12 protein-coding genes and 1 tRNA gene are annotated in these 14,986 nt (G+C 43.0%); 8 read left to right on the top strand and 5 right to left on the bottom strand.

Annotated elements, in window-relative coordinates:
- Nucleotides 1-232: 232 nt before the first annotated feature.
- The 3 genes from HZA10_05845 to HZA10_05835 all read right to left on the bottom strand — a co-directional run bounded on the left by HZA10_05845 (nt 233) and on the right by HZA10_05835 (nt 1,250).
- A tRNA-Val gene (locus HZA10_05845) sits at nt 233-308 on the bottom strand.
- Between the two features lie 172 nt (nt 309-480).
- Nucleotides 481-690 (bottom strand): hypothetical protein, encoded by a 210-nt coding sequence (locus HZA10_05840; GenBank protein ID MBI5195823.1) that lies wholly within the window; start codon nt 688-690, stop codon nt 481-483.
- 35 nt (nt 691-725) lie between these two features.
- On the bottom strand, nt 726-1,250 hold the full coding sequence (locus tag HZA10_05835; protein MBI5195822.1) for an ORF6N domain-containing protein: 525 nt from the start codon (nt 1,248-1,250) through the stop codon (nt 726-728).
- A 269-nt stretch (nt 1,251-1,519) separates the two neighbouring features.
- Between HZA10_05835 and HZA10_05830 the strand changes: the two genes are divergently transcribed.
- Nucleotides 1,520-2,740: a tyrosine--tRNA ligase gene (locus HZA10_05830; GenBank protein MBI5195821.1), complete on the top strand. Its 1,221-nt coding sequence runs from the start codon at nt 1,520-1,522 to the stop codon at nt 2,738-2,740.
- On the opposite strand, the gene HZA10_05825 is transcribed toward HZA10_05830, so the two are convergent.
- The gene (locus HZA10_05825) at nt 2,733-4,334 is read right to left on the bottom strand and encodes a cytochrome c554 family protein (GenBank protein MBI5195820.1); all 1,602 of its coding nucleotides are present in this window, start codon (nt 4,332-4,334) and stop codon (nt 2,733-2,735) included. The genes HZA10_05830 and HZA10_05825 overlap by 8 nt on opposite strands.
- A gap of 186 nt (nt 4,335-4,520) precedes the next feature.
- Between HZA10_05825 and trpB the strand changes: the two genes are divergently transcribed.
- From trpB to HZA10_05795, 6 genes are all read left to right on the top strand, one after another.
- Nucleotides 4,521-5,744 carry a tryptophan synthase subunit beta gene (gene trpB / locus HZA10_05820; GenBank protein MBI5195819.1) on the top strand — a complete coding sequence of 408 codons (1,224 nt, stop codon included), beginning with the start codon at nt 4,521-4,523 and terminating at the stop codon, nt 5,742-5,744.
- A 70-nt stretch (nt 5,745-5,814) separates the two neighbouring features.
- Nucleotides 5,815-6,585: a tryptophan synthase subunit alpha gene (locus HZA10_05815; GenBank protein MBI5195818.1), complete on the top strand. Its 771-nt coding sequence runs from the start codon at nt 5,815-5,817 to the stop codon at nt 6,583-6,585.
- A complete protein-coding gene (locus HZA10_05810) occupies nt 6,582-7,358 on the top strand; it encodes a 3',5'-cyclic-nucleotide phosphodiesterase (GenBank protein ID MBI5195817.1) in 777 nt (258 codons plus the stop codon). The genes HZA10_05815 and HZA10_05810 overlap by 4 nt, the downstream gene beginning before the upstream one ends.
- Nucleotides 7,359-7,456: 98 nt before the next feature.
- The gene (locus HZA10_05805; GenBank protein MBI5195816.1) at nt 7,457-8,308 is read left to right on the top strand and encodes an acetyl-CoA carboxylase carboxyltransferase subunit beta; all 852 of its coding nucleotides are present in this window, start codon (nt 7,457-7,459) and stop codon (nt 8,306-8,308) included.
- A complete protein-coding gene (locus HZA10_05800; GenBank protein MBI5195815.1) occupies nt 8,305-9,705 on the top strand; it encodes a bifunctional folylpolyglutamate synthase/dihydrofolate synthase in 1,401 nt (466 codons plus the stop codon). Before HZA10_05805 ends, HZA10_05800 begins: the two co-directional genes overlap by 4 nt.
- A 23-nt stretch (nt 9,706-9,728) precedes the next feature.
- The gene (locus tag HZA10_05795) at nt 9,729-11,756 is read left to right on the top strand and encodes an LPS-assembly protein LptD (GenBank protein ID MBI5195814.1); all 2,028 of its coding nucleotides are present in this window, start codon (nt 9,729-9,731) and stop codon (nt 11,754-11,756) included.
- 30 nt (nt 11,757-11,786) lie between these two features.
- Here the strand turns inward: HZA10_05795 and mazG are convergent, their stop codons facing one another.
- Nucleotides 11,787-12,551, bottom strand: a complete 765-nt coding sequence (gene mazG / locus HZA10_05790) for a nucleoside triphosphate pyrophosphohydrolase (protein MBI5195813.1) — start codon at nt 12,549-12,551, stop codon at nt 11,787-11,789.
- A 210-nt stretch (nt 12,552-12,761) separates the two neighbouring features.
- Here mazG and HZA10_05785 point away from each other — a divergent pair.
- A partial coding sequence (locus tag HZA10_05785) for a tetratricopeptide repeat protein (GenBank protein ID MBI5195812.1) occupies nt 12,762-14,986 on the top strand: 2,225 nt, incomplete at its 3' end.

Raw genomic sequence — 14,986 nt, 5'->3', positions numbered from 1 at the left:
TCGGGACGTTCTAACCAGCTGAACTACCACCCCATAAAAATTAATTTAAAAAAACTTCACTGCATCAACCCTGCGACCTTCCCGACAAGTCGGGACGTTCTAACCAGCTGAACTACCACCCCTCATAGAAACAGTTAACAGTTATCAGTGAACAGTTGTCAGTTAAAAAATTAAAAAACAACTTTCAGTTTTGCTATTCACTAACTACTGTTCACTATTCACTGTTTAAAAATGGTAGGCGGAACAGGGTTTGAACCTGTGACCCCAGCCTTGTAAGGGCTGTGCTCTCCCAACTGAGCTATCCGCCCAAGATTCCATTGAACAGTTATCAGTAAATAGTTGTCAGTTAGAAACAAACAATTTATTAGAACACCTTACTGCTCACTATTTACTGCAGTAATATATCATACCAGATAACGATATATTTTTGAAGACGTGTGTATTTTCAAGCCTTGACACAGTTGTCTTTGTATTTCAATTTTATTCCTCAAAATAAGGATAAATTTTCTGCTCTTTTGTGATATTAAGATTGTAAACATACCAGTTTCTTAAAACATCTCTAACCTCACCAATCATTTCTATGTTCCAATCAATACTTGTATTTGTCGGGTTTAATATTTTGATTAAATTAAAAATAGCATTGTCTACAAAATCCTGTCTTTCAATTTGAGAGCGATTTAGATTTTTCATATACCCTCCTTTTCTTAATATGCCAACTAATAGAATTATTTCTCTTTCTCTCTCTTAAACCCAATCTTCGGGCGCTTCTTTTCCGAAGGATTCATGAGCGCACGGATTGCATCAAAAATCATACGGATTTCATCATCATGTTTTTCAATTTTTCTTTCAAGCTCATTAAATTTATTGGCGAGTTCTTTATGTGTGGAGAGTATTTGTCTCAGTTTTACAAATGCTCTCATAATTGCGATGTTTGCAAGTATGGCTGTTTCACTATTAAGAACAGTAGCCAACATTGCAACGCCTTGCTCAGAAAAGACATAAGGTTGATAACCACCGAGGTGCTTACGCGATGGTATCGCATTTTGCGATACCATACTATCAATCTCTCGTTCATTTAATTGAAACATAAAGTCTTTAGGGAATCGTCGTATATTTCTTTTAACCTGTTCTCTTAATCTAATCGGCTTAACGCCATAAAGCTCTGCTAAGTCCTTATCAAGCATAACTTTTTGTCCCCGAATCAGAAATATTTTCTGCTGGATTACTTCAACCGGAATGATTTCATTCATGATTGTCCCCTTTTAAAAAAGCTGTTTCAACCGTTCAAAATTCAGAATTCGTTACCATAAAAGAAAATATCATACGCAAAGACAACAGTAAACCGCAACATAAAAACCACTAAACCTTGCATCTTATATCAAAAATCTTGTATGCTTTTTGAAACAGGGGTCAAGCGGCCAAGGATTCAAGTGGTCAAGTGAAAACCTTCGTATGCACTTGCATTGCATATCAGTTCACTGGAATCCATGAACCCTTGAATCCATGAACCCTTATTACTATGCTAAAGCCATCAGAACAGCTTGAGATTATCAAAAGGGGGAGCGTTGAGATTCTGCTTGAGGCAGACCTCATAAAAAAACTTGAGCGCTCGTACAAGATAGGCAAGCCCCTTAAGATAAAAGCGGGCTTTGACCCTACCGCGCCTGACATTCATTTAGGCCACACAGTCCTGCTTGAAAAGATGCGCCAGTTCCAGGACCTGGGGCATGAGGTTGTTTTTTTAATAGGCGATTTTACGGGAATAATCGGCGACCCTACGGGAAGAAACGAGGCAAGGAAACCGCTTACAAAAGAAGACGTAGACCGGAATGCTGAGACCTACAAAAAACAGGTATTTAAAATCCTGGACCCCAAGAAAACCCAGATACGATTTAACAGCGAATGGTTCGTCAGGATGAACGCAATGGATGTGGTAAAGCTCGGGGCAATGGAGACAGTCGCAAGAATGCTTGAGAGGGAAGACTTTAAAAAGAGGTTCAAAGAAAATCACCCGATAAACATTCTTGAATTTTACTATCCGCTGTTTCAGGCATATGACTCAGTTTTTTTAAAGACAGATATAGAACTTGGCGGCATTGACCAGAAATTCAATCTCCTGATGGGAAGGTCTATGCAAAAGCAAATGGGCATGGAAGAGCAGGCGCTTGTCCTGATGCCGCTTCTTGAAGGGCTTGACGGCGTGAATAAAATGAGCAAGAGCCTTGGAAATTATATAGGCATTACCGATTCCCCGAAAGACATGTTCGGCAAGATAATGTCCGTAAGCGATACAATGATGCTCAGGTATTATGAACTTTTAAGCCGTATACCTGTGGCAGAACTTCAGGCTCTTAAAAAAGGCATTGAAGACGGCTCAGCGCATCCCAAAAAAGCTAAGGAGGCGCTTGCTCTTGAGATTGTTGAGCGGTACTGGGGCAAGGAGCAGGCATTAAAAGCAAAGGAAGAATTTGAGCATATTTTTAAGGAAAAGGGTGTGCCTGATGAAATTCCCGCATTCAATCCCGAATGGGAAGACGGTGAAATCTGGCTTCCAAAACTGATGAAACTTTCAGGAATCGCCGCCGGCACAGGCGAAGCAATAAGGCTTATTAAACAGGGCGGCGTAAGCATCAACGGGAAAAAATGGGACGACCCTGATAAAAAACTTCCTCAGGGAGAGTATTTGATAAAGGCAGGGAAGAGAAGGTTTTTAAAGGTTAGCTCTGTCAACTCTACTTAACCTCCACATCCTCTGCCGCAACTGCCATATCTATCACCAGTATTTCAGGCGCATTTTTTTCAAAAAGCAAATTTGCAAGAGGCTGTGAAATGCTCCTGTATTTAAGCGTTGCCTCAACTTTTACCGGAGAAGCTGCATCAGGAGGTATGATAAAGAAGAATTTTTCTATTACAAATCCCTTCGGAGGAATCCTGTAATCATAAAGCACTCTGTCTGCAAGCGCGGGATTCAGCACCGGCTTGCCCTTTTCATTGCCAAGCTGTGTGTGATATAAAACTGCATTTTCATCAAGACTGCCGTTCTTATCAATCTCTCCTGACCTGAAGACTGTCTTGCCTTTCGCATCAGTAATTTTCACATCAAGCCACATCTGCCTTACCTCGGTAATGCCGGTAGGAAGATAATGCCCTGCCCCGGAATTTGTTACCTTAACCTTGACCTGCGAAAGAGCGCCTTTATTATAAGCACTATCTTTAATGATTTCTAAATCAGCGGCATTTTGCAGCCGTTCAACAGCCATTTTTGAATGAACTTCACTGCCCAGAAGCTTTGTGACAATTGCATTTCCGCCGACAAAATAATGTGTGCTGATATGCGGCCTGTCAGGCCCGTTGTCAGCATCCTTTCCCGGATTGTCAGGCCTTGCGGTCTTGCCGGTCGCAGGAATCCCGGGTCTTTGCCTCATGTGGCAATCCTGACAGTTTACTGTTGTTTCAGGGTTCCCTGTATTGTACGGGCTGTTTTTCCATTCTTCATAGGTCATTTCAATCGGCACCTTGTTTGCAGCGTGAGAGACATTATGGCAAAGCCCGCAAAATTCCGACTTAGTATGCAGTTCTGAATATTTTGTCGGATGAAAATCCGACTCAGCATCTTTCAAAGGACCGAGCATTGTGGAAGGGTTATCCATTCCGCCTCCGGGTTCCACTTCGTAGCCTGCGTCTCCGATATGTTTTACCTCGTTTATGTTATGACACCAGTTGCAGAAAATACCCTGAGCCGGAAGCGCCGCAAGCTTGTCATAATCATCCTTAGGCGAGTTTATTGAATCAGAACGGAAGCCGAGCGGAGTATGGCATTTTACGCACGCCTTCATCTCAAGGAGTTCGCCTTCTTTACTGACCTCTTTGATAAACAGCTTGGTGGCTGCCCTCCACACAGGGTCGGTAAAAGCCTTGCTGTGCATGGAGCCGCTCCATTGTTTATATTTTTCAGAATGGCACTCGCCGCAGACAGAAGGCTCTATAAACTGGCTAATCTGCACCTTTTTAAATTCAAAGGCCTTGCTTTTCAAAGGCGCCTGTTCTTTTTTTTCAGCAGTCTTTTCAGGGTTTTTTATCTTTTTGCTGTTTTGTGCAAGAAATTCAGCAATCTTTTCAGCCTGCTCCAGCGTAATCGCACCGCCTGAGCGCCTTGCCATCCTCTTTGTCGTTCTTTTCCACTCCTCAAGGGTTTTGATTTTATTTAATGCAGGCTCGGAGGAATGACACATATCGCATTTTTTCTCAAAAAGTTTATTGCCTTCATCAGACGAGGCAAAGGAAAGCGATGCAATAAAAATAACTGTTAATAACACAAACAAGGGTTTTTTCATAAAGTTTATAGTCTAATTATCAATTCAATTTTTCCTATTGTCAAGAAAATCACATAAAGGCAGAAAATGCATCGGATTATGCCGGAAAGGAATGGTGTAGGTTTTGGCTGTTTCTGTTTTTCTTTTCCCCTGCTGTGATATAATACTCCATTAGAAATTCTAACAAATCACAAACTCACCGCAAAAATGAATAAAAAGATTAAAAAACTCCCTGACAGCAAAGGACATTTTAACGGATACGGCGGCAGGTTTGTCCCTGAGACGCTTATGCCTGCGCTTATTGAGCTGGAGCAGGCGTATAAAAAATGTAAAAAAGACAAAGGGTTCCTCTCAGAGCTGGACCTGCTTCAAAGGACTTACATAGGAAGACCCACGCCGCTTTATTTTGCCCGGATGCTCACTGAAAATTTAGGCGGGGCAAAAATCTATCTAAAACGTGAAGACCTCTGCCACACAGGCGCTCACAAGATAAACAATGCATTGGCGCAGGCGCTTCTTGCCAAGAAAATGGGCAAGACCCGTTTAATTGCCGAGACAGGCGCAGGACAGCACGGAGTTGCCACTGCGACAGGCGCCGCGCTTGTGGGGCTTGAATGTGAGATATACATGGGCAGTGAGGATATGAGACGGCAGTCCTTGAATGTGTTCAGGATGAGACTGCTTGGCGCAAAGGTCACAGAGGTCACTACCGGCTCAAAGACATTAAAAGATGCAATAAGCGAATCATTAAGAGACTGGACAACAAATGTGCGCAATACCCATTATATTTTAGGCACTGTGTTTGGTCCGCATCCGTATCCTAGAATGGTAAGGGATTTTCAATCGGTGATTGGCATTGAGGCGCGTAAGCAGATATTAAAGGCTGAGAAAAAATTGCCCGATTGTCTGATTGCCTGCGTGGGCGGAGGGAGCAATTCCATCGGTTTGTTCTATGCTTTCCTTACGTCTCACGTCTCACCTCTCATGTCTTACGTAAGAATGATAGGCGTGGAGGCAGGCGGGCAGGGGATTGAGTCGGGCCTGCATGCGGCGCGTTTTGCAGGCGGCTCCCTCGGGGTATTTCAGGGCTGTAAGAGTTATCTGCTTCAGGACGATGACGGGAATGTGCTTACGACACATTCGGTATCAGCAGGGCTTGATTATGCCTCAGTAGGTCCTGAGCATTGTTACATGAGAGACCTGAAGAGGATTGAATATACATATGCCACAGACGATGAGGCGATGAATGCATTTGAACTTTTAAGCAGGACAGAGGGCATTATCCCTGCGCTTGAATCAGCGCACGCAATTGCAGAAACAGTTAAGGTTGCACCGGCAATGCCGAAGGACTCTATCATCATAGTTAATCTCTCCGGCAGGGGAGACAAGGATGTGCAGGAAGCCGCAAGGATAAAGGGGATAACGCTTTAAATAAAAATTGTTCAAGATTGTTTAAGTAGTTCAAATTGTTCAAAGTTGTTAAACATAGTTCAAATTCATTATGACTAAAATTGAAAAGACATTTAAAAAACTAAAACAGCAAAATAAAAAAGCCCTTATCCCATACATTATGGCTGGCGACCCTTCGCTTGAGGCAACAAAAAAATTTGTCGCTGAGATGGAAGAGGCAGGGGCTGATATTATTGAATTAGGCGTTCCGTTTTCAGACCCGCTTGCAGACGGCCCTACGATACAGAGGGCAGGTGAAAGGGCGATGAAGCAGGGTGTAACTCTCAGGAAAACTCTGTCGCTTGTTGAAGGGATAAGGCAGACTACGCAAATTCCGTTAATCCTTATGACTTACTACAATCCTGTTTTTAAATACGGCATTAAGGCATTTGTCAGTGAGGCGGTAAGGGCCGGCGTTGACGGAGTGATAATCCCTGATTTAATCCCTGATGAGGCAGGGGACTTTATACGCATTGCAAAAAAACACAAACTTGATACAATATTTCTCCTTGCGCCTACGAGCACCGAGGACAGGGTCAGGAAAGTGGCAAAGGCGTCAATGGGCTTTATATACTATGTTTCAATTACAGGCATTACAGGCGCAAGGCTTTCAGTGGATGATTCCATGAAAAATACACTGTCGCTGATAAAAAAGGTTGCGGAGAAACCCGTTGCCGTCGGTTTTGGAATTTCAAATCCTGAGGAGGCGGCTGTAGTTTCAGCGCTTGCCGAAGGCGTTATAATAGGAAGCGCCATTGTCAGGCAGATTGCGGAGGGCAAAGATATAAAAAATTTTATTAAAACCATCAGGGAGGCGATATGAAAATTAAAGTGCTTGGCTGTTCAGGCTCAGAGATGCCGAATTCCCATCCGCCTGCATTTCTGATTGACGGCAGTATGCTTTTGGATGCCGGTACGGTAACCTCATCGCTTACGGAGAATGCACAGAGCAAGATTACTCATATCCTTATAACGCATGCCCATCTGGACCATATAAAGTCTATTCCTTCTCTGGCTGACAATATGCTTGTAAGCAACATAAAACACAAGATTGAAATTATAGGGGTTAAGGATGTGCTGAAGGCATTAAAGGGAAATCTCCTGAATAATTCCATATGGCCTGATTTTACAAATATCCCGTCCCATAAGCCGGTGCTTGGTTTAAGAAGCATTGAGGTGGGGAAAAGATACAGTATTAACGGCTACAGCATTATAGCCGGCAAGGTGAACCACTCTGTTCCGGCTGCCGGTTATATTATCACAGACTCAACAGGCAGGAGGCTTGTTTATACCGGAGATACAGGTCCGGGCGCCAGCCTGTGGACGAGGGTAAATACAGAGACAAAAACTGCTGCAGTGAATGCGCTGATAATAGAAGTGACCTTTCCCAATAAAATGAAGGAGCTGGCAATTATTACAGGGCATCTGACTCCGGCGCTGCTTTTGGGTGAACTTAAAAAACTGAAAAAACTGCCTGAAAAAATCTTAATAACTCATCCCAAGCCCCAGTTCTCAAAAATAATAGCAAAGGAACTCCACCGCCTTAGAATTAAACAGATAACAATGCTCAAAGAAGGAAAGACGTATGTTATCTAAGGCAGCAATGCATTATGCGTTACGCGTCATGCGTAATGAATTAAAGAAAAAACTTACTACTGTTCACTGTTCACTGTTCACTGTTCACTGTTTTTAACATGGCCTGGTTTAAAAAAGAAAAAAGCACAATCCCCAAAAAAGTCAAAGTCCCTGAAGGGCTGTGGGTAAAATGCGACGGCTGCAGGGAGATTGTCTACCGCAAGGAAGTTGAGAAGAACCTTAAGGTATGCCCGAAGTGCAACTACCATTTCAGGATTACGGCAAAGGAGCGCATACCCCTGCTTGTTGATGAGGGCAGTTTCAGGGAAGTCGGTAAAAATCTTATATCTCAGGACCCCCTGAATTTCAAGGATCAGATTCCATACAAGGAAAGGCTCAAGGAGTCCAGGAAAAAGGCGGACATAAAAGAGGCAGTAATTGCAGGCGAGGCATTAATAGGCGGACATCCGGTCATGCTTGTTGTCTTTGATTTCTCTTTTATGGGCGGGAGCATGGGTTCGGGTGTCGGCGAGAAATTTACAATAGCGGCGGAGATTGCGCTTAATGAAGGACTGCCGTTGATACTTGTTACCTCCTCAGGAGGCGCAAGGATGCAGGAGGGCATATTGTCCCTTATGCAAATGGCAAAGACATCTGCGGCAATAGCCCGTTTTCAAAAAGGCGCCATGCCGTATATTTCAATACTTTCAGACCCGACATTCGGAGGCGTGACTGCAAGCGTTGCGATGCTTGGCGATATTATTATTGCAGAGCCCAAGAGCCTGATAGGGTTTGCAGGACCCCGTGTCATAGAACAAACCATAAAACAGCAGTTGCCCGAAGACTTTCAAAGGGCGGAATTCCTTCTTCAGCACGGAATGATAGATATCGTTGTAAACCGGAAAGAGCTTAAGCAGACGATAGTAAAACTTTTATCCGTTATCACCGGCGATGTCAGGGCTAAGCAGTGACAAAGTGCTGCAGAGACAACCCCTCAAGCGTTCACCGTTCACACTCTGAGGTTGCCGGCCGGTCAGTCGGCAAGGCGGGTTCCCAGTTCAACGACTCTGTGGATTATCTGTACGGCCTTCAGATGTTCGGAATAAAATTCGGTCTTGAAAACTCCCTCAGGCTGACGGGCATTCTCGGCAATCCTGCAAATTCTTTCCGCACTATCCATGTCGCAGGCACAAACGGCAAGGGTTCTACCTCTGCAATAATCGCCTCGGTTCTTAAGGGAAACGGATTTAAGACCGGTCTTTATACGTCGCCTCATCTTGTAAGTTTTACTGAGAGGATAAGTATAAACGGGTATCTGATTCCCGAACACGAGGTAATCAGGCTTACGTCTTATATCCGGGATGTCATAGCAAATACCGGTATGAAGCCGACCTTTTTTGAATTTGTCACTGCAATGGCGTTTTATTATTTTGCATCCAACGGGGTTGAGTGGGCTGTGATTGAGACAGGCATGGGCGGAAGACTTGATGCCACAAATGTCATTCTGCCTGAGGCAAGCGTCATAACGAATATCGGCATTGAACATGTTGAATTTCTTGGTGCAAGCATTCCTGAGATTGCCTCTGAAAAGGCAGGCATCATAAAGCCTGCCGTGCCTGTGGTGACAGCAGTAACTCAGCCTGAGGCGCTGAAGGTTATTAACGACAGAGCACGTGATTCAGGCTCAGATGTGCATTTGTATGGAAGGGATTTTGAAGGCGCGATTATTTCAATGGATGAAACACACATAGAATTTGATTATAAAGGCTATAAAAATTATAACGGGCTGTCCCTGCCCCTTGCCGGAAAACATCAGATTTATAATGCCTCGCTCGCCTTAAGGGTATGCGAAATCCTGATGCAAAAGGGCGTTATGATAAATGAAGCGGCAATTTACAGCGGGCTGGCAGGACTTAATTTTGAAGGCAGGCTTGAACGGGTATCTCAAACGCCTCCGGTAATCCTTGACGGCGCCCATAACCCTGAGGCGGCAAAATTGCTGGCATTGACAATGAAAGAGCTTTTCCACGGCAAAAAAATTATCACCATAACGGGCATAATGAAGGATAAGGATATTGCGGGGATTTTAAAGCCGCTTGTTGAAATTTCTGAAACAATAATACTTACAAAGCCAAAGGGTGAAAGGGCGGCCTCTCCCGAGAGGCTTAAGGAGTGCGTTGAAAACCTTCAGCTAAGTGGAAATCACAAAACAGTAATGATAACCGGTTCCACTGCAGAGGCGCTTGACCTTGCAAAGGCGATTTGGAAAGAAGGGAATATTATACTTGTGACAGGGTCTTTTTATACCACAGGGGAGGCAAAAGAGGCGCTGGGGCACAAAGGCGTGCTATCGCATTTGAGAGAATGATTAAAAACAGTTATCAGTCAATAGTGAACAGTCGTCAGTTTAAAAAAACAGGATATTACTTATTTGTTCTTTTTTTTCTGTTCACTGCTTACTGTTTTGCTCAGGATGATAATAATGTCAACGTCACTGCGGATCATCTGGAGTATCCGGCAGAAACCAATATGTATATCGCAAAAGGGTCCGTAAAAATAGTTTATGGCGATGCTGTATTAACTGCCGATGAGGCTTATCTGAATAAAACTACCGGTGAAGCTACTGCCATCGGACATGTAGTCTATGAAGATGCAGAGGCTGTTGTAAAGGCTGAAAAGATGGAATTAAATTTCATGACGAGATTTGGCACGCTTTATAAAGGCAGTATTTTTTATAAGTCGCGGAATTACCACATACAAGGCGGAGATGTAAGTAAAACAGGGGAACAAACTTTTTCCATTAACAATGCCACAGCAACGACCTGCGATGCAACTCCTCCTGAATGGTATTTCAAGGGCAGGGATATAAAAATAACACTTCATGAGAGCGTAAAGGCAAAAGATGCGACTTTTTATGTAAAAGGCCTGCCGCTTTTTTACACGCCTTACTTCTGGGCCCCGCTTCTTGAGGAACGCCAGACAGGACTGCTTATTCCACACATTGGATTCAACAATACAAAGGGTTTTATGTATAAACAGGGCTTTTTCTGGGCCATAGAAAAAAACAGGGATGCAACCGTGTACCTTGATTACTTCAGTAAAAAAGGGGTTGGCAAGGGTCTTGATTACCGCTTTATTGAGAGCCCTGAAACCAATGGAGAACTTTGGATGTATCACCTGAGAGACGGCGACCTGAAGAGGGATTTTTTCGAGCTTAAATCTTATTACAATCAGGGGCTTCCTGCCGGCATGTCAGGTTATTCAAAGCTTCATTTTGTAAACAGTTTTGATTATTACAAAAAACTTGAGTCAACTTCTGCAAACAGGATAGGCCTGTCAACATGGCAGTCTGACGTTTTTGGCGTTGGTTCTGAAGAACGGCTGCAAAAATACCTTGAATCGGACCTTCAGTTATCAAAACCTTTTTCAGGAGGGAGGACTTATGTGTTAGGGCAATACAGGCAGAGCCTTGAAGGAAGTTCAAAAGATATTCCCCAGAGCATTCCCGAGGCAGGATTTATTCTTAATACAAGGTCCCGGGGGCCCTTTTCATTAAACATGTCTTTTACAGGCACGAATTTTCAGCGTAAGGAAGGAATGGAGGGGCAGCGGCTTGATATTTACCCCAATGCCTATTTCAGCTATGGAAGGGCCGTCAATTTCACGCAGAAAATCGGAGTAAGGGAGACTGCTTATTTCCTAAAGGCCGAGGGGGAAAATGCAAACAGGGAGCTTTTTGACCTGAGGTCAGGCTTGACAACGAGATTTTTTAGGGATTATGAATCCACGATGCATGCCATTGAACCGTCGCTGGAGTATGTGCATATCCCTGCGGTGGACCATAACGACATTCCGGAGTTTGATTCAATTGATTCAATGCCTCAAACAAGTGATATCGTATATTCTCTGACAAATAGATTTTCAGGCTCTGCATTGGGCAGTTCAGAGGCAAGATTCAGGCTTTCTCAAAGCTACAGCCTGCTTAATGTTGAAAGGCCCTTTGCGCCGGTGCTGGCAGAGGCTGACCTGTCAAGCAAAAAATTGGATATAGATGTCAGCGCATCTTATGATGTTTATGATACAACTGTGACAGAAACCATTGCATCTGTCAATGTCAAAGGCAAGCATGCCTCAGCAGGCATCGGTAAAAATTTCAGGCGCTCAACAAAACTTGACCAGTACTCGGTTGAGGCGGGCATTCACGATTTTTTGAAGGTCAGAGGCAAACCGCTGCCGGTAGACCTCAGCGGCAGATTATGGTATGACGTCAAAGGCGCAGGAGTGCAGGAATTAAACATCAGGACGATATATAAAAGTCAATGCTGGGGTATAACAATTTCATACACAAAGAAACCGTCTGAATACCAGATAACATTCGGCATAGAGTTTAGGGGATTCGGCTCAATAAAGGTAGGGTAAAAGACGTAAAGCGTGATGCGTAATGGGCAATTATTTATTGCCTTTTGCTTCTTCCCACAGCACATCCATCTCGTCAAGGGTCATATCAGAGAGTTTTTTCCCCATCTCCGCCGCTCTCATCTCCATATGTCTGAACCTGTGAATGAACTTGCTGATAGTCTTCCTCAGCGCATCTTCGGGGTTTACCCCGACGAAATGCGAAACCCTGACAAGGACAAAGAAGATGTCGCCAAGCTCATCCTCTATCTCCTTCTGATTTTTTTTGCTGACGGCATTTTTGAATTCCTGAAGCTCTTCATCAAGTTTTTTAAATACATCGTCAACATTATCCCAGTCAAAGCCGACCTTTGATGCTTTATGCTGAAGTTTGTGGGCCATCAATAATGATGGAAGTGTCTTGGGCACTCCCTCAAGCAGGGACTCACGGAGCTTGCCCTCTTTTTTCTTATGCTCTTCCCATCTCAGCAGGACTTCCCTTGAGGTCTTTAATTTATCATCCCCAAAGACATGAGGATGCCGGCCGGTCATTTTTTTTGCAATACCGTCAATAACGCCCCCTGCATCAAATTGCCCCATTTCCTCTGAAAGCCGGCAGTGAAAGACTATCTGAAACAAAAGATCTCCGAGTTCTTCCTTTATTTTTTCAGGGTCGTTTTCATCAAGGGCTTCAAGAAGTTCGTAAGCCTCCTCTATCAGAAAAGGCTTAAGGCTCTGCCTGGTCTGCTCCTTGTCCCACGGACATCCGTCAGGACCCCTGAGCGCCTCCATGATTTTTATTAATCTTTTAAATGACATCAGTAGTGCCCGGTAAAAGGTTAGTGGTATTTTACATTAATATAATTATATGCAAAAAGTTTATCATAATGCCTGAACTTTTCATAACTCGCCGGAAAATAGGCGTGGGAGATTGTCCTTGTGGCTATTTTAACTTAGAAGATTTATGTAATACCCTGACAGCATGATAAGGATTTGAAGGCATAAGACTTTAAGTGTTATATTACTTTGATGGGAAAGGCTTCAAAGAGAAAAAGAAATTTAACCGGAGCGGTCTCTTTAGCTAAAAACAAACAAATAGAGCCTCTTTCACCAACAATAGGTGCTGAGACAGGGCTCCTGCATAAACCTGTTTTTCATATTTTATTGATAATAACTCTCGGGCTGCTTGCTTACTCAAATACCTTTAATGCGCCTTTTCATTTTGATGACATTCCAAACATTGTAGAAAACCCCCTAATTAAATCTTTCAACTACTTTACATACCTCCTGTCTGATTTTGAGACAAAAATTGTTTTTAAACAAAGAATCGTGGGTTATTTCAGTTTCGCCTTGAACTACAAGATACACGGCTTTGATGTTACCGGCTATCATGTCTTTAACATCTCAGTGCATATTATTAATGCCCTTCTTATGTACCGGCTGGTGCTTCTCATATTTGAGACACCTTTTTTCATAACAGAACACAGAAACAGTTCGTACACTGCTTTAATTGCCCTGTTTTCTGCCCTGTTATTTGTCTGCCACCCCCTGCAGACTCAGGCAGTAACATACATAGTACAGAGGTTCGCCTCTCTTGCAGCGATGTTCTACTTGATTTCGCTTGTTTTGTATATGAAATGGAGACTCGCAAATCAGAAGGCAGAAATCAGAAGACAGGAGGCAGAAGACAGAAATAAAACAAAAAATCCAGAATCCGGAATATCAAAGCTTAAGCCTGTCTTCTATTATCTGTCATCGCTAACCTCTGCTGTCCTTGCAATGAAGACAAAGGAGATTGCATTTACTCTCCCTGTAATTGTTGTACTTTATGAGTTTATGTTCCTGAAGGGCAAAGTAATAAAAAGGGTTTTATATTTAATCCCGTTTCTCATAACTATGCTGATAATCCCGGTGAATTTTATAAGTATGGACAGACCAATAGATGAGTTAATAAGTGATGTGGGCGAGGCAACGAGGGTCCAGTCAAACATTTCAAGGCTTGATTATCTATTTACGGAAATGAGGGTGGTAACCACATACATAAGGCTTCTTCTGGCGCCTATAAACCAGATGCTTGATTATAACTACCCACTATATCATTCGCTGTTTGATTTTAAGGTATTCCTATCATTTTTATTTCTCCTATCAATATTCAGTATTGCTGTTTATTTTACTTATAGGTTCAGCACTACACATAAAGGATTGCGTTTAACGGCATTTGGTATTTTCTGGTTTTTCATAACATTGTCTGTAGAGTCAAGCCTTATCCCAATCAGGGATGTGATTTTTGAACACAGGGTGTATTTACCATCAATAGGGATTTTTTTTGTTATAAGCAGCGTTGTTTTTAATGTTGCAAGAAAATTTAACGGCAAAGGTCAAAAGGCGGCTGTTATTCTATTTGCAGTGGTTGTTCTGGTGTTTGCAGGCGCTACGTATGCGAGGAACAAAGTTTGGAAAGACGAGATAAGCCTCTGGAAGGATGTAGTGAACAAGAGCCCTGAGAACGAAAGGGCTCATACTTTTTTTGGCATTGCCTCCCAATCTCAGGGGCTAATTGAACAGGCAATAGAGCAGTATCAGATTGCTATAAAACTTAACCCTGATTATTGGTATGCATATAATAATCTTGGCCGTGCTTACCAGGCTCAGGGGCTAATTGAACAGGCAATAGAGCAGTATCAGATTGCTATAAAACTTAACCCCGATTATTCAGCAGCACATAATAATCTCGGCATTGCCTACCAGGCTCAGGGGCTAATTGAACAGGCAATAGAGCAGTATCAGATTGCTATAAAACTTGATCCCGGCTATTCAATTACACGCAGCAATCTTGCCGGTCTCTACCTATCTCAGGGGTTAATTGAAAAGGCAATAGAACAATATCAAACCGCTGTAAGGCTGAACCCGGCTCTCATGGAAGCACATAATAATCTCGGCATTGCCTACCAATCTCAAGGGCTGATTGATAAGGCAATAGAGCAGCACCAGATTGCTATAAAACTTAACCCCGATTATTCAATGGCATATTATTGTCTCGGCAGCGCTTATACGTCCATAGACCTGTTTGATAAAGCGATAGAAAATTATAAGACTGCCATAAGACTTAATCTGGAATGGGAAATGCCGCATTTTAAACTCGGACAAATCTACTATTTTGCAAAAAAAGATATAAAAGAGGCTCGTAAGGAATTTAAAAAAGTCCTGCAAATAAACCCCAGACATAGTGAAGCTCAAAAATTTCTGAATTTAAT

The sequence above is a fragment of the Nitrospirota bacterium genome, from assembly GCA_016212185.1.
Lineage (GTDB): Bacteria > Nitrospirota > Thermodesulfovibrionia > UBA6902 > DSMQ01 > JACRGX01.
This window is presented reverse-complemented; position numbering and strand designations above follow the sequence as displayed.

Coding starts and splice junctions, on each gene's coding strand:
- mazG (MBI5195813.1), bottom strand. CDS start 12,551: ATGTCATTTAAAAGATTAATAAAAATCATGGAGGCGCTCAGGGGTCCT.
- HZA10_05835 (MBI5195822.1), bottom strand. CDS start 1,250: ATGAATGAAATCATTCCGGTTGAAGTAATCCAGCAGAAAATATTTCTG.
- HZA10_05810 (MBI5195817.1), top strand. CDS start 6,582: ATGAAAATTAAAGTGCTTGGCTGTTCAGGCTCAGAGATGCCGAATTCC.
- HZA10_05815 (MBI5195818.1), top strand. CDS start 5,815: ATGACTAAAATTGAAAAGACATTTAAAAAACTAAAACAGCAAAATAAA.
- trpB (MBI5195819.1), top strand. CDS start 4,521: ATGAATAAAAAGATTAAAAAACTCCCTGACAGCAAAGGACATTTTAAC.
- HZA10_05825 (MBI5195820.1), bottom strand. CDS start 4,334: ATGAAAAAACCCTTGTTTGTGTTATTAACAGTTATTTTTATTGCATCG.
- HZA10_05805 (MBI5195816.1), top strand. CDS start 7,457: ATGGCCTGGTTTAAAAAAGAAAAAAGCACAATCCCCAAAAAAGTCAAA.
- HZA10_05830 (MBI5195821.1), top strand. CDS start 1,520: ATGCTAAAGCCATCAGAACAGCTTGAGATTATCAAAAGGGGGAGCGTT.
- HZA10_05840 (MBI5195823.1), bottom strand. CDS start 690: ATGAAAAATCTAAATCGCTCTCAAATTGAAAGACAGGATTTTGTAGAC.